Source organism: Ruegeria sp. AM4 (assembly GCF_056540665.1).
Genome location: NZ_JBQFXD010000005.1, coordinates 125270 through 150281 on the forward strand (window position 1 = coordinate 125270; position 25012 = coordinate 150281).

The following is a 25012-nucleotide window of genomic DNA, read 5'->3' on the forward strand; positions in this document are numbered from 1 at the left end:
CATGTCACGCATTGACGAAACCTTGGAGTTCATCCCGGTCCGCATCGCTGTCCTGACCGTCTCGGATACGCGGACGGTCGATGATGACCGCTCGGGTCAGACGTTGGTGGACCGCATCGAAAAGGCCGGGCACGTTCTGGCAGATCGCCAGATCATTCGGGACGAGCGCGGTGAAATCGCGGCGCAGTTGCGCCTGTGGGTGGCGGATCCGGCGATCGACGTGGTGATCTCGACCGGCGGCACCGGGCTGACGGGGCGGGACGTTACGGTCGAGGCGCATCGGGACGTGTATGAGAAGGAAATCGACGCCTTTGGCACCGTGTTCACCATCGTTTCGATGCAAAAGATAGGGACCTCGGCGGTGCAGTCCCGTGCCACCGGTGGGGTTGCGGGCGGGACCTACCTGTTTGCGCTGCCCGGCAGCCCCGGGGCCTGCAAGGATGCGTGGGACGCAATCCTTGAAAAGCAGTTCGATTATCGCCACCGCCCCTGCAATTTTGTGGAAATAATGCCCAGATTGGACGAACACCTGCGACGGAAGTAGACTACTGCTACGTTAAACACTTCGTAAACGCTTTGTGGCTTGGCAATTTTTGTCGCCCGGCTACCATTCGTGTCAGGCAGCATTTGCGACCGGAGTTGAGTGATAAATGCGATTTCTGAGGCAAAGCCTTGTGGGGGTTTTCCTGACGTTTCTGACGTTGGGCCTGTTGCTTGTGGCCGCACAAATGATTTCGGGCGCAGTGCAGGACGTGCTGGACCGCGACTCCAAGCCGCCTGCCGCGCGCGAACGGGTGTTCGCCGTCAGCGTTCGCACGGCCGAGCCAGAAACGGTGACGCCGTATCTGGAGGCATTCGGGCAGGTCCAAAGCCGCCGACGCTTGGAGTTGCGTGCGGCACTTGGCGGGCGTGTCGTCTCACTATCCGAAGATTTCGAGGATGGCGGCACGGTTACAGCCGGTGAACTGCTGGTCGAGCTTGATCCGGCTGATGCACAATCGGCATTGGATCGCGCGAAATCCGACCTGTTGGATGCCCAATTCGAAGAGCGTGATGCCGAACGATCGCTGTTGCTGGCGCAGGATGAATTGAAATCGGCCGAGGCGCAGGCAGAGCTGCGCGCGCGCGCCCTGCAACGTCAGAAAGACTTGCAGTCCAGGGGTGTCGGGGCCGCCGCCAGTGTGGAAGAGGCCGAACTGGCTGCCACTTCGGCGCAACAGGCGGTGCTGTCCAGCCGGATCGGCCTGGCGCAGGCCGAGTCGCGGGTGGATCAGGCCACAACCCTGCTGTCGCGCGCCCGGATCGCGTTGGACGGCGCCGAACGCGATCTGGACGACATGACGATCCACGCAAGGTTTGCGGGTACTCTGACCGGAGTGACACTGGTCGAGGGCCGTCTTGTGTCGGCCAACGAGAAACTGGCCGAACTCGTCGACCCGAATGCACTGGAAGTGGCGTTCCGGGTGTCCACCGCCCAGTATGTTCGATTGCTGGATGACGATGGTGAGTTGATCTCTGCGCCGGTTACCGTATCGCTGGAAGTGACAGGCACCGACCTGACCGCCAAGGGGCGCATCAGCCGCGACAGCGGCTCTGCGGGCGAGGGCCAGACCGGACGCCTGGTCTATGCCCGACTGGATGATGCATCGGGGTTCAAGCCCGGTGATTTCGTCACCGTGAATGTTGAAGAGCAGCCACTGGACAATGTTGTGCGGCTGCCGTCCTCGGTGCTCGATGCGACGGGCAACGTGCTGGTTTTGGGGGCCGATGACCGGTTAGAGCCGCTGCCGGTGCAGTTGGTGCGCCGTCAGGGGGACGAGGTGCTTTTGCGCGGTGACGGGCTGGCAGGCCGCGAGGTTGTCATTGGCCGGACGCCTCTGTTGGGCTCTGGTGTGCGCGTGCGCCCGTTACGTATCGAGGCCAACGCCGACACCAGCCCGGATATGGTTGAATTGACCGACGAACAGCGCGCGCGGCTTGTCGCGCAGGTCGAAGCCAGTGACCGGATGCCGCAGGCCGTCAAGGATCGGGTGCTGGGACAGCTGAGCGAAGCCAGCGTTCCCGCGGCGCTGGTCCAGCGCCTTGAAAGCCGGGCCGGAGGCTAGGGGCAATGATGCGCGACATCCCCGGCGCAGCGGGCGGCATCCTCAGTTACTTCACCCGGCACCGGACCGTGGCGAACCTGCTGCTTCTGGTGATGCTGGTACTGGGGGCCGCGGCCATCCCGAATATGCGGGCGCAGTTTTTCCCGGATGTGATCCTCGAACGTGTCGATGTGAACGTCGATTGGGACGGGGCCGGGCCCGAGGATGTCGACAACGGCATCGTACAACTGCTCGAACCTGCGTTGCTGGCGGTCGAGGGCGTGGCCAGCACCGAATCCACCTCGCGCGAGGGATCGGCCCGCATCCGGTTGGAGTTCGAGCCCAACTGGGACATGTCCCGCGCAGTCGAAGAGGTCAGAACCGCCGTCGACAGCGTCAACAACCTGCCCGAAGATTCCGATGAGCCCACGATCCAACGCGGCGCGTGGCGGGATCGGGTAACGGATGTGGTCATCACCGGACCGATCGAGGCAGAACAGCTGGCCAAGTTTACCGACGAATTGATCAGCCGCCTGTTTGCCGTTGGCGTGACGCGAACGACAATTCGCGGTCTGGCCGCGCCGCGCGTTGTGGTCGAGGTTCCGACGGTTCAACTGATCGCCAATGACATCACCATGTCCGACATTGCCTCGGCCATCGCGGCAGAAGTCACTGCCAGCCCGGCAGGGGATGTCACAGGTGCCAACGCCCGCATCCGTACCGGCGCCGAAAAGCGCAGCCCCGAAGAGATCGAGGGTATTGCCCTGCGCACCTTCGAGGACGGATCGAAGCTGATCGTGGGCGATGTGGCCGAAATCCGCGTCGAAGGCGTCACCCGCAATCGCAGCTACTATGTGGGCGACAACCCGGCCATGTCGGTGCGGGTGGATCGGTCGAATCTGGGCGATGCGATCGAAATTCAACGCACCGTTGAAGATGTCGTTCTGGACATGCAGGCCAGCGTTCCCGAGGGTATCACGATCGAGCTGATCCGCACCCGTGCGCAAGCCATCACGGATCGCCTGGACATCCTGGTCGACAACGGCCTGGTCGGGCTTGGACTGGTGGTCTGCCTGCTGTTTCTGTTCCTCAACGCCCGCATCGCGTTTTGGGTCGCGGCGGGCATTCCTGTGGCCATGTCTGCCGCGATTGCGCTGATGTACTTGGGCGGGTTGTCGATCAACATGGTTTCTTTGTTTGGCCTGATCATCACATTGGGGATCGTGGTGGATGACGCTATTGTCGTTGGCGAACATGCCGATTTCCGCGCGCGCCGGTTGGGAGAGGCCCCGATGGTGGCTGCCGAACGCGCCGCGCGTCGTATGGCTATGCCGGTCTTTGCCGCGACGATCACCACCGTCATCGCCTTTTTCGGCCTCACACTGGTCGGTGGACGGTTTGGAGAGCTGATCCGCGATATTCCCTTTACCGTGATTGCAGTTCTGGCTGCGTCGCTGATCGAATGCTTCCTGATCCTGCCGAACCACATGGCCCACGCCATTGCCCATTCCAGCAAGGAACACTGGTACGATCTGCCCAACCGCGTGGTGAACCGGGGGTTCCGCTGGGTGCGCGACAACCTGTTCCGGCCTCTGGTCGCGTGGGTGGTATGGGCGCGCTACGTAGTCGTGGCCGTGATGGTCGTGATCCTGGCCAGCCAGATCGCGCTGTTCATCCGGGGCGATGTGAACTGGCGGTTCTTCAACGCGCCCGAGCGGGGCTCGGTCACCGGCAACTTTATCATGGTCGAGGGCGCGACACGCGCCGACACCTTGGAAATGATGCGTATGGTTCAGCGCGCGACGGAAGAACTGGGTGAGATCTATGCCGAGCGTCACGGTCGCAACCCGATCGATTATGTTCTGGCCGAGGTTGGCGGCTCTGCCGGGTGGGGGCTTGCGGCTGCAGATGGCAAGGATGCCGATCTGTTAGGGGGTATCTCGATTGAGCTGATCGACGCTGACCTGCGCCCCTATTCCAGCTTTGAATTCGTCGGTGAGTTGCAGGATTTCGTTCCGCGTCATCCAAAGGTCGAATTGCTGTCCTTCCGGGGTTGGCGCTCTGGCCCTGGGGGCGATGCGATTGACGTGCAATTCTATGGTGCGGACGTGAACACGCTCAAATCCGCGTCCGAAGAGTTGCAGACGGAGTTGTCGAAATACCCGGAAGTCTCGGCGCTCGAGGACAATCTGGCGTATGACAAGGAGGAGTTCATTCTGGACCTGACCGCGCAGGGTCAGGCGTTGGGCTTTCGTATCGAAACACTGGGGCGTGTGCTCAGGGATCGTCTGAACGGCATCGAGGCCGCGACCTTCCCTGACGGGCCGCGCAGCGCCGAGATCAGGGTCGAACTGCCCGAGGGCGAACTGACCGCAGACTTTCTTGAACGTACTTTGATGCGCACACCGGACGGGGTCTATGTGCCGCTGGCCGATATCGTCTCGGTCGAGCGCAAGTCGGGTTTCTCGACCGTCAGGCGCGAGAATGGTCTGCGGGTGATCTCGGTGAATGGCGACATCTCCGAGGATGATCCGACCCGTGCCGCCGAAATCGAACGCGCCATGCGCGAAGAAATCCTGCCCAATATCGCGGCCACGAAACAGGTGGAATGGCGTATGGCGGGCCTGAGCGAGCAAGAAGACGAGTTTTTGTCCGAGGCCAGAACCGGCCTGATTCTGTGCCTGACCGGCATCTATCTGGTGCTGGCTTGGGTCTTTGCCAGCTGGACCCGACCTTTGGTGGTGATGGCGATCATACCGTTTGGCCTGGTCGGCGCAATCTGGGGCCACTACATCTGGGAGGTGCCTCTGAGTATGTTCACCGTGGTCGGGTTGCTGGGGATGACGGGGATCATCATCAACGACTCGATTGTACTGGTGACCACGATTGACGGATATCAGCAAGAGCGCGGGCTTGTGCCTTCGATTGTCGAAGGCACCGCCGACCGTTTGCGACCAGTGATGCTGACGACGCTGACGACGGTACTGGGTCTGACGCCATTGCTCTATGAAGGGTCCCAGCAGGCGCAATTCCTGAAACCTACAGTGATAACGTTGGTCTACGGGTTGGGCTTTGGCATGTTGTTGGTCCTGCTTCTGGTGCCTGCTCTCTTGGCCATTCTCAATGACGTTTCGCGCCCGATGACCGCATTGCGACGTGCGCTGAAAGCACCGGATAGGGTTGTGAAAGGCGCGGTTGTTGCAACAAGCGCGGCGCTCGCAGTCTGGCTGGGCGTGTCCATGGTCTGGCCCGCCCTGACCGGTGCCCCGATCGGCCTGCTGGCCGGGCTTTATCCTGCGGAGGATGGTTTGAGCATTCTGCGGATGGGCTTTGGCCTGTTTGCTGGTGGTGCTATGGCCATTCTGGTGCTGGGCGTGCTGGCTTCAGGCCTGCTTTATGGACGGCTGTCCAGACGCGCAGGGGCCTGATCAACGCGCAGGGCGCGGGCCAGAAGGTCGGGCACGCGCGCGCTCATGGGCAAATCGCCGTCGAGGATTTGTTCCATCGGAAACCATCGCGCATCCAGCGCATCATCCGCGGCCACGGGTGTCCCGGACTGGTAACGGCACATGACACCGACCAGCAGGTAGTGCGATAGCACATGCCCGTCCTCGTCGCGCCGCACCAGATCCAAATTGTCGATATAGCCGTCGGGATGCGCCGTCACGCCGGTTTCTTCCAGCAGCTCCCGGACTGCGGCCTGAGAGACGGTTTCGCCCCATTCCACGTGACCGCCGGGAAAGCCCCAAAGCCCCTTGTCGGGTTGTTTGCTACGCTGAACCAGCAGAACCTGATCCTGATGCATCACCACGGCCAATGCGCCGATCTTTGGGGAAGGGGTCATCCGGTCAGCCCGCGCTGCACCCAAGGATGTCCACGGCGTGATTGACCCCAAGCACGGTGATCCGAACCTCGGACCGATCCAGCGCCAATGGTCCGCCCGAAGCACTGATCACCTCGGACCGGGCAATCAACGTGTTTCCCTGCCGCCTGGTTTCCGCCTGCGAGGCCCAAAGCGTCGGGTTGCCGGGCTCGATCACCGCGAATTCTTCGCCACCCGCCGAGGGCATGGTGATGTGCGCTTCGATCTGCATTCCGTCCTTTGTGGGCTTAAGATGACAGGCCGCCCCCGCCACGCCTGCTTCGCGCGCAGAGAACGGGCGTTGAGCCAGCGCTGCGGCAATGGTCGGATTGCGCCCGGCTTCGGCATCCAGCACGTGATCGAAATCCAAACGTCCCGGGACGCAGACATCTTTGCACACGCCCAGATCCATCTCGCCGCGCAGGCGCACGGGCTTTGTCGGGTTCTTCGGGGTGATTTCGACCGGCAACACCAGCTGCCCCTCATATCCGACGGATTGCAGCCCATTCTGGTCAAACACGCTGGGCGCGGGCCAGGTGATTTTCACGTCGCCTACATTGCCCGAACCGCCCCAGTCGAACTGCGGCGGAATACCGGCATCGCCCGGAGCGCGCCAATAGGTCTTCCAGCCGTCTTTCAATGTCAGCCGCAAAGCACCCTGATAGGTGCCCTTGGCTGTGCGCCCACCGTCCAGAATATCCAGTTGCACAAGCTGATCCACGCCCTGCGCGATGGCAGGCGAGGTCAGGCATAAGCTGGCGATCAGGGCCGCGGCTGTCGACATCCGGAAATTCGTCATGACCCATAAATGCGCCCTGCGAACCCGATTGCCAAGTCACGTTCCGGTCACTTCGATGAAATCTGCCGGAATCCCGGCTGACGCCTTGCCATTCCCCGCCTTCCGGGGCCATTGTTGCAGAGGAAGCCGAGACAAGAGACTCCTTCACATGGACCTGACCGGAAAACTGCTGATTGCGATGCCTGGTATGGGCGACCCGCGTTTCGAACACTCGGTCGTCTACATTTGCAGCCATGCTGAGGATGGCGCGATGGGGCTTATCGTGAACAAGCCGTCGGATCTGCGGATCAAGGCTCTGTTGGAACAGCTCAATATCCCGTGCCGCATCCCGGTGGTCGGCGAACGCCTGGTACATTTCGGCGGTCCGGTCGAGATGTCGCGCGGCTTTGTCCTGCATTCCTCGGATTACGAGGCGAACCTGCATTCGATGGAGATCAGCACCGATTTCAGTATGACGGCAACGCTGGACGTGCTGGAAGACCTTGCTTCGGGCACAGGACCGCTGAACGCGATGGTGGCGCTGGGCTATTCCGGCTGGGGACCGGATCAGCTTGAGGATGAGATTGCCATGAACGGCTGGCTGACTACTGACGCAAGCCCCAAGCTGGTATTCGATCTTCCCGATGACGAAAAATGGGAGGCTGCATTGGCAACCCTGGGTGTTGACCCGCTGACCCTGTCGGCCAGCGCGGGCCGCGCCTAGTCGCGGGGCGCCGCAGCGCGTCTGAGCCGGTCGTTGATCGCAGCGCCCAAGCCCGTGTCGGGAATCGGGGCGACGGCGATCGGGCGGCCGGATTTGTCCAACGCGTGCAGGGCCGCAAACAGGTTGGCCGCGGCTTCGTTCAAGTTTCCGCTTGCGGACAGGTTCACATCGCACTCGCCAGTGCCGAACCCAAGAAGCACTTCGTCACCTTGCCGTGACTGCGCGTTCAGGCGCACGGACGACTCGGGCGCATAATGCGACTGCAATTGCCCGGGGGCGGTCAGCAGATCGCCCGACTGGTGGATATGCAATCGGGTGTTCAAAACGGCCTCGATATCTTCCAACGCAACGCCTCCGGGCCGCAGAAGGGCGGGCTCGCCTGCCAATCCGACAATCGTGGATTCAAGGCCCACACCGCAGGGGCCGTCATCCAGCACCGCTGCAATGCGCCCGTCCAGCCCGGCGAGAACGTGTGCGGCGGTGGTCGGGCTTATCCGGCCCGATGGGTTCGCCGATGGGGCCGCAACCGGTGCATCGACGGCTTTCAGCAACGCGCGCGCTGTCGGATGCGCCGGAACCCGAACCGCCAGTGTTTCCAACCCGGCAGTGACCAGCGACGACACGCCATGCCCATCGCGCAGGGGCAGCACCAAAGTCAGGGGACCGGGCCAGAACGCATTTGCCAACTGTTCCGCCTGATCGGACCATTCCACGTATCGCTGCGCGTCTGCGACCGAGGCGACATGGGCGATCAGCGGGTTGAAACTGGGGCGCCCCTTGGCGGCGTAGATTGCCGCCACTGCCTGACCGTTGCGGGCGTCGCCGCCAAGCCCGTAGACCGTCTCGGTCGGGAAGGCGACCAGCAATCCCTGTCGCAGCAAGTCGGCGGCCTGTGTCAGCCCAGCGGGATCGGCGGACAAGACTTCGGTGCGATAAGGGATCATGGGTCGTGACGCCGCGTTTTGGTTGATTGCAACATAGGGACAGGTAGGTAATCGTGCCAACCCAGATGAATACCGGGGGGGCTTGAAGAATCCAAGCCCGCTCTTACAACCCGACAGACAAGCCCGAGAACAGCCATGCCATACCGCGCACCGACCTCTGACTATCAATTCCTTTTGGACAACGTCGTCGGATTCGATCAGATCGCCGCTACCGAGAAATTTTCGGAGGCCAGCGCCGATGTGGTCAGCGCCATCCTGTCAGAAGCCGGCAAGATGTGCGAAGAAGTTCTGGCCCCGCTGCAACGTCCCGGCGATCTGGAGCCTGCCCGGCTGGAAAACGGAGTGCTTCGCACTTCACCCGGATATGCGGACGGCTGGAATGCGATCAGCGAAGGTGGTTGGATCGGTATGAGCGGCGATCCGGACTATGGCGGAATGGGTCTGCCGATGACCGTCACGACCGCTGTCAACGAGATGATGTCAGCAGCTTGCCTGTCTCTGCAACTTGCCCCGCTTATGACCCAGGGCCAGATCGAGGCGCTTGAACATCACGCCAGCGACGCGCTCAAGGCGTTGTACCTGCCCAAGATGATGGCGGGTGAGTGGTCCGGCACTATGAACCTGACCGAGGCACAGGCCGGGTCGGATGTCGGTGCTTTGACCTCGCGCGCCGAACCCAATGGCGACGGAACCTATGCCGTGAGCGGGCAAAAGATCTTTATTTCTTGGGGCGACAATGATTTCTGCGAAAACATCTGTCATCTGGTTCTGGCCCGTCTGCCGGACGGTGTCCCGGGAACCAAGGGCATTTCGTTGTTTCTGGTGCCCAAATACATCCCTGACGAAAATGGCAATCCGGGCGTTGCCAACGATCTGAAGGTCGTCTCGCTGGAACATAAGATGGGTCTGCACGGCTCGCCCACCTGCGTCATGCAATATGATGGAGCCAAAGGCTGGCTTGTGGGCAAGGAACATGGTGGCATGGCTGCGATGTTCACCATGATGAACAACGCGCGTCTGGGTGTTGGCGGTCAGGGTGTCGGCGCTGCGGAAGGCGCCTATCAGCATGCGTTGGCTTATGCGCTTGAGCGCAAGCAGGGCAAAACAGCTTCGGGCACCATTATCGACCATGCGGATGTCCGTCGTATGCTGATGGAAATGCGGGCCGATGTTTTTGCGTCGCGCGCGATCCTGTTGGCCAACGCCGCTGCGATCGACATGTCGCAGGCTACAGGTGATCCGGAATGGTCGGCGCGCGCCGCCTTCTTAACACCGATTTGCAAGGCATTCGGTACTCAGGCGGGCATGCGCGTGGCTGAGACTGGCGTACAGGTGCATGGCGGTATGGGGTTCATCGAAGAAACCGGTGCCGCGCAGTACTACCGCGACGTCCGCGTCACCGCGATCTACGAAGGCACCAACGGCATTCAGGCCATGGACCTTGTCGGTCGCAAGATGATGGACGGGGGTGAGGCCGCTATGAGCCTGCTTGACGAGATCGAGGATCAGGCCGAACGCGCCCGGGCGACCCTTCCCGAACTGGCCGGGCCGGTTTGGGAGGCGACGGAAACCTTGCGTGAGGCAACCGAATGGATGGTTGCTCAGGGTGACATGAACAGCCGCTTTGGCGGCGCGGTGCCCTATCTTCACGCCTTTGCACGCGTGTTGGGCGGGCATTTCCACCTATCCGCAGCGCTGGCCGACCCGGACGGACCCCGGGCCAAACTGGCGCGCTTTTACATCAACGCGTTGCTGCCGGAACATGCGGGGCTTCTGGCGCAGGCGCAGACCGGTGCTGACGATCTGTACGCCCTCAGCGCCGAGGAGCTGGCACTCTGATGGACGGAGATACCCCGTTGTCGATTCACTATCCTTGGGCTGAACCACCGGCCCCCGGAGAGTGCATGGAAATCGCCGAGGGCGTTATCTGGATTCGGCTGCCGTTGCCGATGGTGCTGGATCACGTGAACGTTTATGCGTTGGACGATGGCGACGGATGGACGGTGCTCGATACGGGCGTGTCAACGAACAAGTCTCGCGCGATCTGGGAAAAACTCATGGCAGGTTCATTGGCCGGCAAACCCGTCAACCGGGTTGTGGTGACCCATCACCACCCGGATCATGTGGGCAATGCGGGTTGGTTTCAGACCGAACATGGTGCGGAACTGGTCACCACGCGGACGGCCTGGCTGTTCTCGCGCATGCTGACGCTGGACGTGCAGGAAACCTGGCCGCAGCAGACCCTGGACTATTACCGCAGCGCTGGAATGGCGCCCGAGATCCTGGCCAAGCGCATGGCGGAACGGCCTTTCAACTTCGCGGATGCGGTCTATCCGATGCCGCTGGGCTTTACCCGGATCAAGCAGGGTGATGTGATCCGCATGGGTGGGCGCGACTGGGACGTGCAGATCGGCAATGGCCATGCCCCGGAACACGCCACATTCTGGAGCCGCGATGACAATCTGGTTCTGAGCGGAGACCAGATCCTCAGTTCCATCAGTTCCAATCTGGGCGTCTACGCCACCGAACCCATGGCCGACCCCGTGGCCGACTGGATGGAATCCTGCGAGCGACTGGCTCAGCTGGCGCGGCCCGAACAGCTGGTTCTTGGCGGGCACAAGCTGCCCTTCACCGGGCTGCCGGTCCGCATGCGCCAACTGGTCGAGAACCACCACGGCGCGCTTGATCGTCTGGCGGCCGAACTGGATGCCCCAAAAACCGCGTCCGAGTGCTTTGCACCCCTGTTCAAGCGTCAGATCGGTGAAGGCGAGTACGGGCTTGCTTTGGTCGAAGCGGTTGCGCACCTCAATCATCTCTACCACATTGATGCTGTCACCCGGACGCGGCGCGCGGATGGGGCATGGGAGTATCAGCGCAAAGGGTAGATCAGATGCAGGATGAAATCGAAACCTCGGCCGAGGCTGCAGAAGCCGCAGCTTTGCCCAGGTGCTATGAGGTGCATGCCAATTCCGCTAGCGACTCCGGTTCAAAGGAACTGCCGAAGCCGCTGCAACAACCGGTCGAGACCAAAAGCCCGGCCCAATGGGCATATGAACGGTTGATTCTGTATATCCAGAACTTTGAAAAAACACTGGATGGCGATCATGAGGTGGCTATGGGCTTTACCGGCGGCGACGCCGGGGTGATGCGGATCGAAGGCATGGGCTATTTCGATCCGGACGTGATCACTTTTTATGGCTCGGACGGGGGCGGGGCAAAAACCCAACTGGTTCAGCATGTCAGCCAACTGAACGTGATGCTGCGGGCCCTGCCAAAGACGATCGAAGACAAGCCGGCCAACCGAATAGGGTTTCGCCTGGCGGCCGATCTGGAAGAAAGCTGACGGTCCAGCTTGCAATTCACGTCTGCGCAGCCTTGAATGAGTGCATCGTTCAGGAGGGCGCCGCGTGACCAATTTCTCAGCCGTTACAAATGCCTACACAAGCGCATGGGCGCGGCGGCGCGTATTCGTTCCGATTTATGTCGCGGTTCGGTTGCTGCTGATCGCATTGATTGCGCCGGGCGTGGCCATGGCCGTCAATTTTGCCGTTTCGCTGTCCGACCAAACGGCGCTGACGGATCAGGACATCGCCATGTTCCTGCTGTCGCCAGCAGGGTTCTTGGCTGCAATCGTCGTGCTCAGTTTGTTTCTGCTGGCTGAGGTGCTTGTCTTTGCGGTGATGGCCGGATCTCTGCGGATGGGCGAAAGCGACCCGTGGCGTGCGGGCGGTTCTGCGATCAGGTTGATCCTGACGCGCCTGCCCGCGCTGTTCGGATTTGCCGTGCGTCTGATCCTGCGGGTTCTGGTCCTGGCGTTACCATTTGTAGCCGTCGCCGGGTTGATTGCCTGGTGGACGCTGACTGAATACGACATCAACTATTACCTGACATTCCACCCGCCGGCGTTCTGGGTGGCGGTGGTTCTGATCGGGTTGGTCGTGGCTGCTTTGGCCTGGGTACTGATCCGCCGGTTGTCGGCCTGGGCGCTGGGCCTACATCTGGTTCTGTTCGAGAAAGTAGGGCCCAAAGCGGCCTTTGCCGAAAGTGCCCTGCGAATGCAGGGCAAGCAGGGGCGGCTGAAGATCGAACTGGTCATCTGGATTGTTATCCGCATCGCAATCGCCGCAGCCATCGCCGCAGTGGCGGGAATGTTGTTCGCGTTGGTTCCATTGCAAGAGGGGACCAATCTGCGGGTTGCTCTGATGCTCAGCCTGATCGTCGCGGCCCTTTGGTCGCTGGCGGGGCTGGTGCTGGCGGCCACTGCACTGGGCGCGCTATCTGTTGTGCTGGACGAGTTCTTCGAGCCCAAGGCGGGTACCCTGCCGCACCCCGAACCGGGTAATTTGCGCGCGCCGACCCTGGTTACTGTCGCTGTTGCAGCGCTGGCCGTGCTGATAGGTCTATGGACCGGGCAGGAACTGTTGGAACAGGTGCAGGCACCCGATCATGCCGATGTTATCGGCCATCGCGGGGCCGCTGCGCTAAGGCCGGAAAATACCATGGCAGCGGTGCTCAAAGCGATCGAGGATGGCGCAGATTGGGTTGAGATCGATGTTCAGGAAACTGCGGATGGTGTGGTCATCATCGCCCATGACAGCGATTTCATGAAATTGGCGGGCGTTCCGCTCAAGGTCTGGGACGCCACGATGGAGGACGTGGCAGAAATCGACATCGGCAGTTGGTTTGATCCCCAATATGCCTCGGAACGCGCGCCGACCTTGCATGACGTGCTGAGCGCGGCCAAAGGCAAGTCCAAGGTCATCATCGAATTGAAGTATTATGGCCACGACGTCGATCTGGAAAACCGGGTTGCAGCCATCGTCGAAGAGCTGGAGATGCAGGACGAGATCGCGACCATGTCGCTGAAATACCCCGCGGTCCAGAAGATGAAAGCCATTCGTCCCGATTGGCGCGCAGGCGTTCTGGCGGCGACGGCTGTGGGCGATCTGTCGGGGCTCGAGGGTGAATTCGTGGCCGTAAACGCAGCGACCGTCTCACCCGGGCTGATCCGTCAGATCCACGATGCGGGCAAGGACATCTATGTCTGGACAGTAAATGACCCGCTGCAAATGTCAGCGATGGCTTCGATGGGGGTCGATGGCCTGATCACCGACCGCCCGGCGATGGCGAACGAGGTGCTGCGTGTGCGGGCCGAGATGGGCCCGGGTGAGCGCTTGTTGCTCTGGCTGGCGACCACGTTCGGATTGTCGATCGATACCGACGAGATGCGCGATGCCAGCCCGTAAGCTGTCCGCTATCCTTTTGTGCCTGGCTTCGCCGCTTGCAGCACAGGATCTGATGCGCGGGGTCGAGATGCCCGCCCATCGCGCGCTGATGGTGGTCCGCGACGCCGGTGACCTGTCAGAGTTCGAAACCGACGGATGTTCGGGCGGGTTGTCATCAAGCTGGCGGCTGGTGGCGGACGCCTTCCCGAAATTCAGCGCGCTTTATGAGGCGCACCCGCCCTGGGAATATTGCTGCGTCACCCATGATCGCGCCTATCACAACGCGGGCGGTGCCGAAAATGCCGAAGACGGTTTCGAGGCGCGTCTAACCGCAGATGACGCGCTGCGCACTTGCGTGAAGGACCACGGCGAAGGCCACGCCAATGAATATGCGGCCAGATACGACATGACCCCGGACCAGATTCGCTCGGTTCATTCGATAACGGGTGAGGCAATGTACATGGCGGTCCGCTTTGGCGGAGGGCCATGCAGCGGCTTGCCGTGGCGGTGGGGCTTCGGTTACCCGGGATGTACGATCTTTACGTCACCTGCGCGCGAATGACATCGTGACAGGCCGGGAAAATTCCAGTATCCACGCCTGAAACACGCGAATTGGGAATCTAGTAGACATGGCTGAACACAAGCACGGCGAAATGGACATCACCGTACAAACCAAAACCTTTGATGGTTTCATCAAGTTCACCACATGGTGCGTTGTGGCCATCGCGTTCCTGTGCCTGTTCCTGGCGGTTTTTGCGTCGTAATTCACCCCGGGGGCGATCCGTGTTCAGGATTTTGATTGCGTGCCTGTTGGCAGCAACCGTGGCAGGATGTGTCGGATCGCAGCGGCCGCAGGCCGATCAGGCCGAGATTGTAGCCCGATCCTTTCGGGATCCCGGCCCCTCGACCCTAACGCTTTACACGATGATCAGCACCCGCACCGGGTCCGGGGCGCATACGTCCCTGATGATCGGCGGCAGCGAACGCGTGATTTTTGACCCTGCGGGATCGTTCCGTGCCGACGTCGTTCCGATCAGAGATGACGTTCTGTACGGCATTACGCCTGCGGTTGAACGCGCCTATCGCAGCGCCCACGCGCGCGAGACGCATTATGCCCGCATTCAAACCATCGAAGTCAGCCCGCAGCAGGCCGAGATCGCGCTGCAACTGGCCAAGCAGTCGGGGCCTGTGGCCGGGGCCTATTGTGCCAACTCAACTGCGCGGCTGCTGCAACAGGTTCCGGGATTCGAGCAGATTGATGTGACCTTCTTTCCGGTCAAACTGTCCGAGCAATTCGGGCAGATTCCGGGGGTCGTCACCTCGGAATATCGCGAGAATGACGATGCCGACTTGCAAAAGGGGCTGGCGCAGAACAACGCGCGCCTCAATCAGTTGGATGCGACCTCAACCAACTAGGTAGAGCAGACCGTAAAGCGAGGCTGCGCCGCTGAAAATCGCGTAGAGCACGTTTTTGGTCAGAAGCCCGACTGCGAGTGTGACAGAGGCGGCTGCCATGCGCGGCAGATCCGGCTGTCCGTCAGTGGCGGTGGGCCAGGCGACCAAAGGCGCGATCAGAGCAGGGATTATCGCGACCGCGGTATAGCGGAGATGGCGCAGCAGCCACGGCGGCATCGGACGGTCGCCCACCAGACCGATGAATGTGAACCGCAACGCGTAGCTGCCCAGGGCCAGACCGACGATGATGATCCATATGGTGATCGGGTCTGTTTGTGTCATGTCTTTCTGCGCTCCAGCATCAGTTCGGCCTGGGAACCGGCGATCATGCCGACCGAACCCGCGATCAGAAGGCCAAGGTTGAACGGCACCGCAACGGTCAACAACGCGACGATGATGGCGACAAGCGCAGCGACCACATGGGCCAATGTCCGCATCATCGGGCCGATCATCGCCAGAAATGCAATCGGCAGCGCAAAATCCAGCGCCCAGCTGTCCGGAATCTGTGAACCCAGAACAGCCCCCAGAAAGGTGGTAAGCATCCACAGAGGCGTGACCGGAGTTGCCGACCCGAAGAAGTAAACCATCCGTTGGGGTACAGTCATCTGGGGCTCTTTCTCGAACCGCGCGATGCCGCTGGCGTAGGTGTTATCGACAATCAGAAAGGCCGCACAGGCCCGTTGCCACAACGGCGCGGCTCCCAAATACGGCGTCAGTGAAGCCGAGTACATCGCGACACGCAGATTTACCGCCAGAGCCGAGATCAGAATAATCAGGGTCGGTGTGTTTTCCTGCATCAATTGCAAGGCGGTAAACTGTGCCGCCCCGGCAAAGACGGTGGCCGAGAAAGCCATGGTCTGGACGATGTCCAGCCCGGCCTCGGCAGCAAAAACTCCGAACAACAGGCCGAATGGACCGGCGACGAATATAAACGGGGTACCGTCCCGAACGCCTTTCCAGAAGTATGACTTGGATGTGGAGCTTGCCATGGCTAAATCCTATGGTGATCGCAGCAGCAGTAGCGGTCTTGGGAAAGGGTTGCAATTGGCCACGGAAATCGATCTGTCAGACTATCTCATCGCCCCGGAACCCGGGGCCGCGCGCCTGACGCGCGCGGTTGAAGGCGTGGACCAGAACGGAGAGGTCAGCCGGATCTCGGTGGTCGAGGAAAGACCGCTGACAATTTTCCTGAACGCGCAGGAAATCGTGACCGCAATGACCATCGGCGATTATCCCGAGTATCTGGCGCTGGGCTTCCTGCGCAATCAGGGCATGTTGCGCCCCGACGACACGATCACACGAGTCGATTACGACAATGATCTGGAAACCGTTGTCGTTCGCACCGAGCGTGAAACGTTTTATGAGGACAAGCTGAAGAAGAAGACCCGCACCAGCGGCTGCGCTGTCGGCACGGTTTTCGGAGACATGATGGAGGGGCTTGAGGATGTGCGCCTGCCGCAGACCCCTGTCCGCACGTCGTGGCTGTACGAACTGGCGTCCAAGATCAACCGCACACCCTCGCTGTATCTTGAGGCAGGGGCCATTCATGGCACGGTCCTGTGCCGCGAGAACCGCCCGCTGGTCTATATGGAGGATGTCGGTCGCCACAATGCCGTCGACAAGATTGCGGGCTGGATGTTGTCCGAAGGCGAAGAGGCCGCTGACAAGATCCTGTACACTACGGGCCGCTTGACCTCTGAGATGGTGATCAAGTCGGCGATGATGGGTATCCCGGTTCTGGCCTCGCGATCGGGGTTCACAGCCTGGGGGGTCGAGATCGCGCGCGAAGTTGGATTGACCCTGATCGGACGCATGCGCGGGCAACGGTTTGTTTGCTTGGCGGGCGAGGATCGTGTGCTCCGTGATGTCGACCCGTCCAGTGTGCCGCAGGAAGAGAAAAAGCACCGCCGCAAGAGCGCCGGGTCCTGACAACTCTTTTCCGTTGGCTGCGAAAGTCGCGAAAAACTCTGCAAAATCCGGGTGATATGTCGTAAGGTGGCATATGGAACTCGTGAACCTCATCGCACCTGTTTTTGCGGTCATCCTCACCGGCTACGTATTTTCATGGACAAACCTTCTGGGCAAAGACACCTCGGAGGCGCTGGTCCAGTTCGCCGTCTATGTGCTGATTCCGGCGATCATGTTCTATCTGATCGGGCAGGAAGAATTTGCGAACCTGCTGAATATTGGCTTCTACCTCGCCTATGGCGGCACGCTGCTGCTTTTGTTTGCCGCTTTGTTTGTCGGGCTCAGGGTTATTCTGAACCTGCAGGTCGGGTCCGCCACAGTTGCGGCGTTTGCAGCGGTCGCCTCGAACACCGCGCTGGTGGCGCTGCCGATCCTGCATGCGATTTTCGGGTCCAGCGGTGCGTTGCCTGCTGTTCTGGCAAACCTCGTGGTTGCCATTTTGTTTTTGATCCTGACGTCGATCCTGGAAAGCAGCGCGGGGCATAGCGCTGACAAAAAGACTCCGATCCTGAAAATCATTCTGAACGTCCTGAAGAACCCGATCATCGCCGCGACCCTGTTGGGGGTGGCCTATTCCTTTACCGGGATCGGGTTTGCAAGCGCCGTGTCGGACTATCTGGAACTGCTCAGCCAGGCGCTTGCAGCTGTGGCGCTGTTTGCGATCGGATTTACCACAAGTGTGCGAACCATCGTGCAGACGGGGCCGCTGATTCTGTTCCTGTCCGTGACCAAGCTGATCGTTGCACCTGGCCTCGTTCTGTTGGCTGCGCACCTGATCGGGCTGGACCCGTTATGGACGATCGCTGCGGTGGTCTCCTCGGCGGTGCCGACAGCGAAGAACATCTTTTTGCTGGCCAAACATTATGATCAAGAGCCCAAGCTTGCCGCACATACGGTTTCGGCGACCTCATTCCTGTCGATCGCGACGCTGATCGTGTGGCTATTCGTCCTGCATCATATCTACCCAACGGCGTTTCAATTGAATTGATCCTTGGCGTAAATGCTGGGAATGTGCCGCGTGCATTTCGAACACGAGAGGACGGGGATGAATCGCCCAATTGGTGTCATTCTGGCCGGGGGTCTGGCCACTCGCATGGGTGGTGGCGACAAAGGCCGGTTGCAGCTTGGAGGGCAAAGCCTGTTGTCCCATGTGATCAATCGCCTGACCCCGCAGGTTGCGGGGCTGGTGCTGAACGCCAATGGGGACCCGAGCCGGTTCTCGGATCTTGGCCTGCCCATCGTTGCGGATTCGGTCGATGGGTTTGCCGGTCCGCTTGCAGGCGTTCTGGCGGGTCTGGACTGGGCGGCGGAACAGGGCGCAGAGGCCATCGTGACAGCCGCAGCCGACACGCCATTTTTCCCGCGCGATCTGGTGGACCGTCTGATGCAGGCCGCCGAGGGGCAAGCGCATCCTCTGGTACTGGCCACGACCCCGCGATCCGGGGATGAAGCGTTAAAGTCCGGCGGCGGCAAGCGAGTCAATCGGCATCCGACATTTGGCCTCTGGCCCGTGGCGTTGCGCGACGACCTGCGCGAGGCACTGGGTGACGGCTTGCGCAAGGTTGTGCTGTGGACCGACAGACATCACGGGCGCGAGGCATTGTTTTCTGCCGAGCCGTTTGATCCCTTTTTCAACGTCAACACGCCCGACGATCTTGCGAAGGCGCAGGACATGCGGGAGCAGCCATGAGACTCTTTGGCGTCACCGGATGGAAAAACGCCGGAAAAACCGGGTTGATGGAGCGTTTGGTCACCGAGATCACCGGACGAGGTTACTCGGTTTCGACGATCAAACACGCGCATCACGCAGTTGACGTGGATCAGCCGGGCACGGACAGCTACCGGCATCGAACCGCCGGTGCGTCCGAGGTTTTGCTGGCATCGGCCCACCGCGTCGCGCTGATGCAGGAGTTGCGCGGCGCGTCGGAGCCGTCCCTGAGCAGCCTTCTGGCCCGCTTGTCCGAGGTCGATCTGGTGTTGATTGAAGGCTACAAACGCGAACCGCATCCAAAGATCGAAGCGTTCCGGGCAGTGGCGGGAAATCCACTGATGGCCGAGGAAAATGACTCGATCCGCGCCGTCGCCAGTGACACGCCCCTTTCACTGGACCGGCCTGTGTTTGATCTGGACGATACATCCGCTATTGCAAATTTCATTCTGCAACAGGTCGGGCTGGACCCGGCGCGAAGCTGAAGGATTGTGGAATTGACGACATCTGAGCCCAAACCGGATATTGCGCCTCCGCCGCTGCGGAACGACTGTTTTGCCTTGCCCGCAGGTGTGAACTGGACGCCGGTGGACAGCGCGCTGGACCTGTTGCGTGCGCGGTTGCGTCCTGTGGTGTCGAACAGCTCGGCCGAGCTTGCGCAGGCATCGGGTCGGATTCTGGCACAGGACGTGCAAGCGCTGCGGTCCAACCCGCCGCTCGCCAATAGTGCGGTGGATGGTTACGGCTTTGCAGGCGCGATACCCGAGGGAGAGCATGTGATGCCACTGGCCGACGGCCGCGCGGCGGCGGGTGTCCCCTTTGACGGTATTCTGCCCGCTGGTCACGCCTTGCGGGTGCTGACCGGGGCCGCGATCCCCGAGGGCGTGGACACGGTCATTCTGGAAGAGGACGTGACAGCCCGCGAAGGCCACATTGCGTTTCGCGGCCCGCTGAAACGTGGGGCCAACACGCGACGGGCGGGCGAAGATGTGGCCGCGGGGGAGCTTGCTTTGCCTGCTGGCCGTCATCTTACCCCGGCGGATCTGGCGCTTTTGTCAGCGGTCGGCGTGTCCGAGGTTCCGGTATATGACCGCTTGCGGGTCGCGGTTCTTTCGACCGGAGATGAACTGGTCGAGCCCGGTCAACCTGTCGGGCCGGGTCAGATTTTTGACGCGAACCGGCCCATGCTGCTGTCCCTGGTCGACCGGATGGGATTTGACGCGGTCGACATGGGTCGCGTCGCGGATGACCCTGATGATTTGCATGCACGACTGACTCAGGCAGCGGACCAGGCGGATGTGATTCTGACCAGCGGCGGTGCCTCGGCAGGGGATGAGGATCACGTCTCGGCCCTGTTGCGCAAGGAAGGGGCGATGCAGGAATGGCGGATTGCGCTCAAGCCTGGAAGGCCGTTGGCTTTGGGCATATGGCAGGGCACGCCGGTTTTTGGCTTGCCGGGCAACCCGGTCGCGGCGATGGTCTGCACCTTGATCTTTGCCCGCCCGGCGCTTGGACTGATGGCGGGGGCGGGTTGGCAATTGCCGCAGAGGTTCGATTTGCCTGCCGCTTTTGAGAAACGCAAAAAGCCCGGTCGTCGCGAGTATCTGCGTGCCCGCGTGCGGGATGGGCGGGTCGAGGTTTTTCGCTCGGAGGGGTCAGGCCGGATCAGCGGTCTCAGCTGGGCCGAAGGGCTGGTCGAGATCGGCGATGCCGAGTGCCATATTCAACCCGGTGACCCGGTTCGGTTCATCCCCTATGGCAGTTTTGGCATCTAGCTAGTCGAACGTCCCGGCCACACGGCCCACCAGCATAAAGGCGCGAGCGGTGCGTGTTTCGCCCAATGCGGTCAGGTCCGCATCGCTGGCATCGGGTTCAAAATCCGCGATCATGTGGTCGAAGCGGCGTAAAAAATGATGCGCGGCGTCGCGGAAAATCGGATCCTGCTTCATCCGTGCCGCTGTCAGTGCCAGTGACGAGCGATCCCGAATACCGCCAAGCGTCGCCACCGACCGACCACGCGCGCCCTGGGCAAATTGACGCCAGACTTCGGGCCGGGCCATATCGGGGCGCAGGTCGTCCATATAGATCCCTTCTTGACTGAGAAGGGTCAGAACATCCTGCGACGCCTGCACCAGTTTCGATGCCTTCCGATCTTTCAGCGCCAGTCGCAACGCCTCGAAGCCTTGCTTGTCGCTTTGCGTTTCGGGGAAATTCAGCGCGCGGATGAAGATATCCGTCGTCAACGGCGGGGCAATGTCTTCGGCCTGCGTGCCGAGGGCCAAACTGGTCTGATCCTCGGGTTCGGAACTGCCACGTGTGGGCTCGTTTCGGGCCGACGAAAAGGTTGCGGAGGCAGGTGCCGCCTGTTTGGGGGTCTGGGCGATTTCGTCCAGCTTTTTGGCTGACGCAGGTTCATAAGTGCTGGCGGCGCGCTGTTGCTGTGTAACATAGGCGTGCCGGATGGCGTCGATCGCAGTCTGCAAACGCTCGCTTTCTTCGCGCATGACCCGGCTGGCCCGCATCGCGGTGGCCGCAACCCAGATCATTGCGACCGGAAGAAAAACGGCCAGCAGCGTGACGATAAACCCGCCGCCCTGTTCTGCGCCCGGCAGCACCAAAAACACCACTGAAACCACCAACCAGATGACGCTGAGCGCAAGCGCTGCGATCTCGATCCCGGTCACGGCTGGCCGCGCTGGACGGTCATAGACGCCCAGCGAAGTTGGCCGCTCGCTCTCTTGCTCTGAATTCTGCCCCGACATGGCACCGGCTCCGGTCAGGCGTATTGGATACTCAGAATTTCATAGGACCGCACGCCACCGGGGGTGCGCACTTCGACACTGTCACCCTCGTCCTTGCCGATCAGCGCGCGCGCGATGGGGGATTTGATGTTCAACAGACCGTTTTCGATATTGGCTTCGTATTCGCCAACAATCTGCCAGGTCTTCTCCTCGTCGGTATCTTCGTCCACCAGCGTGACCTTGGCACCGAATTTGACCGCCCCGGCCAGTTTGGCGGGGTCGATCACATCGGCCAGCGACAGGATGCCCTCAAGCTCTTTGATGCGGCCTTCGATGAATCCCTGCTTTTCGCGCGCCGAGTGGTATTCGGCATTTTCCTTCAGGTCGCCCAATTCCCGAGCCGAGGCAATAGCCTCGATGATCGCCGGACGTTCGACGGATTTCAGGTTTTTCAGCTCCGCTTCAAGCGCGGCATTGCCCGCGGGCGTCATGGGGATTTTTTCCATTTTGTCTTGGTCCACGCATAAATTGTCACGCCCCGTCGCATGAAAACAGCGCCGGGGCGAGTGATGGGTCGCTGAATACCTGACCCAAATGCCGCGTGAAATGCAAGAGGGGTCAGCGGTTCCGGCGTTTTATTCGCGAACTCGCGCCGTCAGGATGTGGCAGGGCGTGTTTGTTTGCCCGCCCCAACAGATCACCCCGGCGCCAGCGATGCGCTTCGGATCCTAGCCATAACAGCTCAATCATACTGCACGACCTCGAATTCGATGCCGTTTTCATCGCGGAAATAGAACCGTCGTCCAGGCTCGTAATCAGCGTGGTTATGCGGTTCAAACCCGGCCTTTTTGACCTTTGCTTCTGTTGCGTTCAGGTCTTCGACCAACACCCCCACATGATTCAGCCCGCCTACGACATCGTAGCTGCTGTTGTTCAGGGGTTTTGGGTCCTCGGGCGCATAGAGCGCCAGATAGGTATGCTGGCTGCCCACATGCACCGTATAGCCACCAGCGATGGCCGGACCTTCCCAGCGGGTTTTCCAGTCAAAGACTTTCTCCATCCACGCGGCCGAGGCCTTTGGATCGCGGACTGTGAAATTGGTGTGTTCAAGCGTCGCCATCATGGGATCTCCTTTGCGAATTCAGGCTTGTCACGACTCACTGTAATTTCTAAACCTAACTTTAGGTCAAGAGATTTCTCGAGGATAAGATGGGAGCATCCGAAGGGTTGGCAATTGGTGCTTTGGCACAGCGTACCGGATTGGCGGTTTCGGCCATCCGGTATTACGAGGCTCAGGGGCTTATCGCCCCCTGGCGCAATGCGGGCGGGCAGCGTCGCTATCAGAGGGCTGATATCCGGCGCCTGAGTTTCGTGATGATCGCTCAGCAGTTCGGTTTGACCCTGCCCGAGATTCGCGAGGTTCTGTCGGGCCTGCCCGGAAATCGCACGCCAACCCCGCAGGATTGGAAAAAGATCAGCCGGTCCCTGCGCGCGCGCCTGGATCAGCGAATCGATACTTTGGTGCGGCTGCGCGACAATCTGGACGGCTGCATCGGTTGCGGATGCCTGAGCCTGCCGAAATGCGCGCTTTATAACCCCGACGACCGCGCAAAATCGCATGGTAGCGGTCCCAGGTACCTGATGGGGGACGCTCCGGACGCATAACTGCCGCATTGCAGCAATGTTACGCCGTGTTTTGATTGACCAAGGTCTTTCTGAGCATGTAATCAGCCGTGAAACAATATTGCGCAGACCACGCAGTGAAAGCGCCAATTCGGAAAGTTAGCTAAGGAGCCCGCGATGGCCGAGATTGAACGCGAAGCGATGGAATACGATGTGGTGATCGTGGGTGCAGGTCCCGCGGGCCTGTCGGCGGCCATCCGTCTGAAACAGCTGGATGCCGATCTGAACGTTGTCGTTCTTGAAAAGGGCTCGGAAGTGGGCGCGCATATCCTGTCGGGCGCTGTTCTGGATCCGTGCGGTCTGGACGCTCTGATCCCCGACTGGAAGGAAAAAGGCGCGCCGCTGAATGTGCCGGTGCAAGAAGACAACTTTTATATGTTGGGTGAGGCGGGCAAGATCCGCATTCCCAACGCGCCGATGCCGCCGCTGATGAACAACCACGGCAACTACATCGTGTCGATGGGCAATGTCTGTCGCTGGATGGCGGAACAGGCCGAAGAACTGGGTGTCGAAATCTTCCCCGGCATGGCTTGTTCCGAGCTGGTCTACGGCGACAATGGCGAGGTTAAAGGCGTTGTTGCCGGTGTCTTTGGGCTGGAGCCCGATGGATCCTATGGTCCGGGTACCGAGCCTGGCATGGAACTGCACGGCAAATACGTCTTCTTATCGGAAGGTGTCCGCGGCTCGCTGTCCAAGGAAGTCATCGCCAAGTATGACCTGCAAGCTGGCAAAGAGGTGCAGAAATACGGCGTCGGCATGAAAGAGATCTGGGAGGTCGATCCGGCGAAGCACAAGGAAGGCACCGTTACGCACACTATGGGCTGGCCGCTGGGCAGCAACGCAGGTGGCGGGTCTTTCATCTATCACCTTGAAAACAATCAGGTCTATGTCGGTTTTGTGGTGCACCTGAACTACAAGAACCCGCATCTGTACCCCTATATGGAGTTCCAGCGCTTCAAGCACCACCCGATGGTTGCCGAACTGCTGAAGGGCGGCAAGCGCGTGGCTTATGGTGCGCGTGCGATCACCGAGGGCGGCTATCAGTCGATGCCGAAACTGGTGGCTCCGGGTGTGGCGCTGCTGGGCTGCTCGGCCGGTATGGTCAACGTGCCGCGCATCAAGGGCAACCACAATGCAATGCTGTCGGGCAAGGCGGCCGCCGAGGCCGCTTATGATGCCATCAAGGCCGAGCGTTCGGGTGATGAGTTGACCGCGTATGAAACCGACGTGCGCGACGGTGCGATTGGCGCTGACCTGAAAAAGGTCCGTAACGTCAAGCCGATGTGGTCGAAATGGGGCCTTGTGCCTTCGCTGGCGCTGGGCGGTCTGGACATGTGGACCAACACGCTGGGCTTTTCGTTCTTCGGCACACTTGGCCACGGCAAGAACGATGCGGAGTCGACCGAAGACGCCAGCAAGCACAAGCCGATCGACTATCCGAAACCTGATGGCACGTTGTCTTTCGACCGCCTGACCAACGTCTCGTTTGCGATGACCAATCACGAGGAAAGCCAGCCCTGCCACCTGCATCTGACTGATCCGGATATCCCGGTAAAGGTCAATCTGCCCAAGTTTGACGAACCGGCGCAGCGTTATTGCCCGGCGGGTGTTTACGAAATGGTACAGGACGACGACGGGCCGCGATTCGTCATCAATTTCCAGAACTGCGTCCATTGCAAAACCTGCGATATCAAGGATCCCAGCCAGAATATCACCTGGACCACGCCGCAAGGTGGGGACGGGCCAAACTACCCCAACATGTAAGCAAAAAACCGGGCAATGGCGGCGTCGTGAAGGCTCTGCCATTGCCTCTTTGGGGGCAAAGCCCTAGCTTGTTGCC

26 protein-coding genes are annotated in these 25012 nt (G+C 60.7%); 18 read left to right on the forward strand and 8 right to left on the reverse strand.

The window, feature by feature from the left end:
• Position 1 precedes the first annotated feature (1 nt).
• The 3 genes from moaB to ACR0JA_RS11905 all read left to right on the forward strand — a co-directional run bounded on the left by moaB (position 2) and on the right by ACR0JA_RS11905 (position 5512).
• Positions 2–544 carry a molybdenum cofactor biosynthesis protein B gene (gene moaB, locus ACR0JA_RS11895; protein WP_480574609.1) on the forward strand — a complete coding sequence of 181 codons (543 nt, stop codon included), beginning with the start codon at positions 2–4 and terminating at the stop codon, positions 542–544.
• Between the two features lie 106 nt (positions 545–650).
• Positions 651–2105: an efflux RND transporter periplasmic adaptor subunit gene (locus tag ACR0JA_RS11900; protein WP_480574612.1), complete on the forward strand. Its 1455-nt coding sequence runs from the start codon at positions 651–653 to the stop codon at positions 2103–2105.
• Between the two features lie 5 nt (positions 2106–2110).
• Positions 2111–5512 carry an efflux RND transporter permease subunit gene (locus tag ACR0JA_RS11905; protein WP_480574615.1) on the forward strand — a complete coding sequence of 1134 codons (3402 nt, stop codon included), beginning with the start codon at positions 2111–2113 and terminating at the stop codon, positions 5510–5512.
• Here ACR0JA_RS11905 and ACR0JA_RS11910 read toward each other — a convergent pair.
• Positions 5479–5928 (reverse strand): NUDIX hydrolase, encoded by a 450-nt coding sequence (locus tag ACR0JA_RS11910; protein ID WP_480574618.1) that lies wholly within the window; start codon positions 5926–5928, stop codon positions 5479–5481. The two genes, ACR0JA_RS11905 and ACR0JA_RS11910, sit on opposite strands and share 34 nt — an antisense overlap.
• A gap of 4 nt (positions 5929–5932) precedes the next feature.
• The gene (locus ACR0JA_RS11915) at positions 5933–6730 is read right to left on the reverse strand and encodes a protein-disulfide reductase DsbD domain-containing protein (protein WP_480574621.1); all 798 of its coding nucleotides are present in this window, start codon (positions 6728–6730) and stop codon (positions 5933–5935) included.
• A 163-nt stretch (positions 6731–6893) separates the two neighbouring features.
• On the opposite strand from ACR0JA_RS11915, the gene ACR0JA_RS11920 reads away from it, so the two are divergent.
• Positions 6894–7448 carry a YqgE/AlgH family protein gene (locus ACR0JA_RS11920; RefSeq protein ID WP_480574624.1) on the forward strand — a complete coding sequence of 185 codons (555 nt, stop codon included), beginning with the start codon at positions 6894–6896 and terminating at the stop codon, positions 7446–7448.
• Here ACR0JA_RS11920 and ACR0JA_RS11925 read toward each other — a convergent pair.
• A complete protein-coding gene (locus ACR0JA_RS11925; RefSeq protein ID WP_480574627.1) occupies positions 7445–8392 on the reverse strand; it encodes an L-threonylcarbamoyladenylate synthase in 948 nt (315 codons plus the stop codon). The genes ACR0JA_RS11920 and ACR0JA_RS11925 overlap by 4 nt on opposite strands.
• 135 nt (positions 8393–8527) lie before the next feature.
• Between ACR0JA_RS11925 and ACR0JA_RS11930 the strand changes: the two genes are divergently transcribed.
• From ACR0JA_RS11930 to ACR0JA_RS11960, 7 genes are all read left to right on the forward strand, one after another.
• On the forward strand, positions 8528–10231 hold the full coding sequence (locus tag ACR0JA_RS11930; protein WP_480574630.1) for an acyl-CoA dehydrogenase: 1704 nt from the start codon (positions 8528–8530) through the stop codon (positions 10229–10231).
• Positions 10231–11277: an MBL fold metallo-hydrolase gene (locus ACR0JA_RS11935; protein ID WP_480574633.1), complete on the forward strand. Its 1047-nt coding sequence runs from the start codon at positions 10231–10233 to the stop codon at positions 11275–11277. Before ACR0JA_RS11930 ends, ACR0JA_RS11935 begins: the two co-directional genes overlap by 1 nt.
• Positions 11278–11282: 5 nt before the next feature.
• Positions 11283–11735, forward strand: a complete 453-nt coding sequence (locus ACR0JA_RS11940; protein ID WP_480574636.1) for a DUF6173 family protein — start codon at positions 11283–11285, stop codon at positions 11733–11735.
• A gap of 64 nt (positions 11736–11799) precedes the next feature.
• Entirely contained in the window at positions 11800–13638 is a 1839-nt protein-coding gene (locus tag ACR0JA_RS11945; RefSeq protein WP_480574639.1) for a glycerophosphodiester phosphodiesterase, read from the forward strand.
• Positions 13625–14179: a hypothetical protein gene (locus ACR0JA_RS11950; RefSeq protein WP_480574642.1), complete on the forward strand. Its 555-nt coding sequence runs from the start codon at positions 13625–13627 to the stop codon at positions 14177–14179. The genes ACR0JA_RS11945 and ACR0JA_RS11950 overlap by 14 nt, the downstream gene beginning before the upstream one ends.
• Before the next feature lie 67 nt (positions 14180–14246).
• Positions 14247–14381 carry an aa3-type cytochrome c oxidase subunit IV gene (locus ACR0JA_RS11955; protein WP_039522971.1) on the forward strand — a complete coding sequence of 45 codons (135 nt, stop codon included), beginning with the start codon at positions 14247–14249 and terminating at the stop codon, positions 14379–14381.
• A 19-nt stretch (positions 14382–14400) separates the two neighbouring features.
• Positions 14401–15033: a hypothetical protein gene (locus ACR0JA_RS11960; protein ID WP_480574645.1), complete on the forward strand. Its 633-nt coding sequence runs from the start codon at positions 14401–14403 to the stop codon at positions 15031–15033.
• Here ACR0JA_RS11960 and ACR0JA_RS11965 read toward each other — a convergent pair.
• Both ACR0JA_RS11965 and ACR0JA_RS11970 read right to left on the reverse strand, forming a co-directional pair.
• Positions 15022–15354 carry an AzlD domain-containing protein gene (locus tag ACR0JA_RS11965; RefSeq protein WP_480574648.1) on the reverse strand — a complete coding sequence of 111 codons (333 nt, stop codon included), beginning with the start codon at positions 15352–15354 and terminating at the stop codon, positions 15022–15024. The two genes, ACR0JA_RS11960 and ACR0JA_RS11965, sit on opposite strands and share 12 nt — an antisense overlap.
• Positions 15351–16061: an AzlC family ABC transporter permease gene (locus ACR0JA_RS11970; RefSeq protein ID WP_480574650.1), complete on the reverse strand. Its 711-nt coding sequence runs from the start codon at positions 16059–16061 to the stop codon at positions 15351–15353. The genes ACR0JA_RS11965 and ACR0JA_RS11970 overlap by 4 nt, the downstream gene beginning before the upstream one ends.
• On the opposite strand from ACR0JA_RS11970, the gene ACR0JA_RS11975 reads away from it, so the two are divergent.
• From ACR0JA_RS11975 to ACR0JA_RS11995, 5 genes are all read left to right on the forward strand, one after another.
• On the forward strand, positions 16060–17001 hold the full coding sequence (locus tag ACR0JA_RS11975) for a formate dehydrogenase accessory sulfurtransferase FdhD (protein WP_480574653.1): 942 nt from the start codon (positions 16060–16062) through the stop codon (positions 16999–17001). The genes ACR0JA_RS11970 and ACR0JA_RS11975 overlap by 2 nt on opposite strands.
• A gap of 73 nt (positions 17002–17074) precedes the next feature.
• Positions 17075–18028 (forward strand): AEC family transporter, encoded by a 954-nt coding sequence (locus ACR0JA_RS11980; RefSeq protein ID WP_480574656.1) that lies wholly within the window; start codon positions 17075–17077, stop codon positions 18026–18028.
• 57 nt (positions 18029–18085) lie between these two features.
• Entirely contained in the window at positions 18086–18730 is a 645-nt protein-coding gene (mobA, locus tag ACR0JA_RS11985) for a molybdenum cofactor guanylyltransferase MobA (protein WP_480574659.1), read from the forward strand.
• Positions 18727–19233, forward strand: a complete 507-nt coding sequence (gene mobB, locus ACR0JA_RS11990) for a molybdopterin-guanine dinucleotide biosynthesis protein B (protein ID WP_480574662.1) — start codon at positions 18727–18729, stop codon at positions 19231–19233. Before mobA ends, mobB begins: the two co-directional genes overlap by 4 nt.
• A 12-nt stretch (positions 19234–19245) precedes the next feature.
• A complete protein-coding gene (locus ACR0JA_RS11995; protein WP_480574664.1) occupies positions 19246–20523 on the forward strand; it encodes a molybdopterin-binding protein in 1278 nt (425 codons plus the stop codon).
• On the opposite strand, the gene ACR0JA_RS12000 is transcribed toward ACR0JA_RS11995, so the two are convergent.
• The 3 genes from ACR0JA_RS12000 to ACR0JA_RS12010 all read right to left on the reverse strand — a co-directional run bounded on the left by ACR0JA_RS12000 (position 20524) and on the right by ACR0JA_RS12010 (position 22612).
• Entirely contained in the window at positions 20524–21510 is a 987-nt protein-coding gene (locus ACR0JA_RS12000; protein ID WP_480574667.1) for a hypothetical protein, read from the reverse strand.
• Positions 21511–21524: 14 nt separating this feature from the next.
• Positions 21525–21995 (reverse strand): transcription elongation factor GreA, encoded by a 471-nt coding sequence (greA, locus tag ACR0JA_RS12005; RefSeq protein ID WP_480574670.1) that lies wholly within the window; start codon positions 21993–21995, stop codon positions 21525–21527.
• 236 nt (positions 21996–22231) lie between these two features.
• The gene (locus ACR0JA_RS12010; protein WP_480574672.1) at positions 22232–22612 is read right to left on the reverse strand and encodes a VOC family protein; all 381 of its coding nucleotides are present in this window, start codon (positions 22610–22612) and stop codon (positions 22232–22234) included.
• 86 nt (positions 22613–22698) lie between these two features.
• On the opposite strand from ACR0JA_RS12010, the gene soxR reads away from it, so the two are divergent.
• Both soxR and ACR0JA_RS12020 read left to right on the forward strand, forming a co-directional pair.
• Complete coding sequence (gene soxR, locus ACR0JA_RS12015; protein WP_480574675.1) at positions 22699–23154, forward strand: redox-sensitive transcriptional activator SoxR; 456 nt, start codon at positions 22699–22701, stop codon at positions 23152–23154.
• Positions 23155–23289: 135 nt separating this feature from the next.
• Positions 23290–24936, forward strand: coding sequence for an electron transfer flavoprotein-ubiquinone oxidoreductase (locus tag ACR0JA_RS12020; RefSeq protein ID WP_480574677.1), 1647 nt, complete (start codon positions 23290–23292; stop codon positions 24934–24936).
• Positions 24937–25012 lie beyond the last annotated feature (76 nt).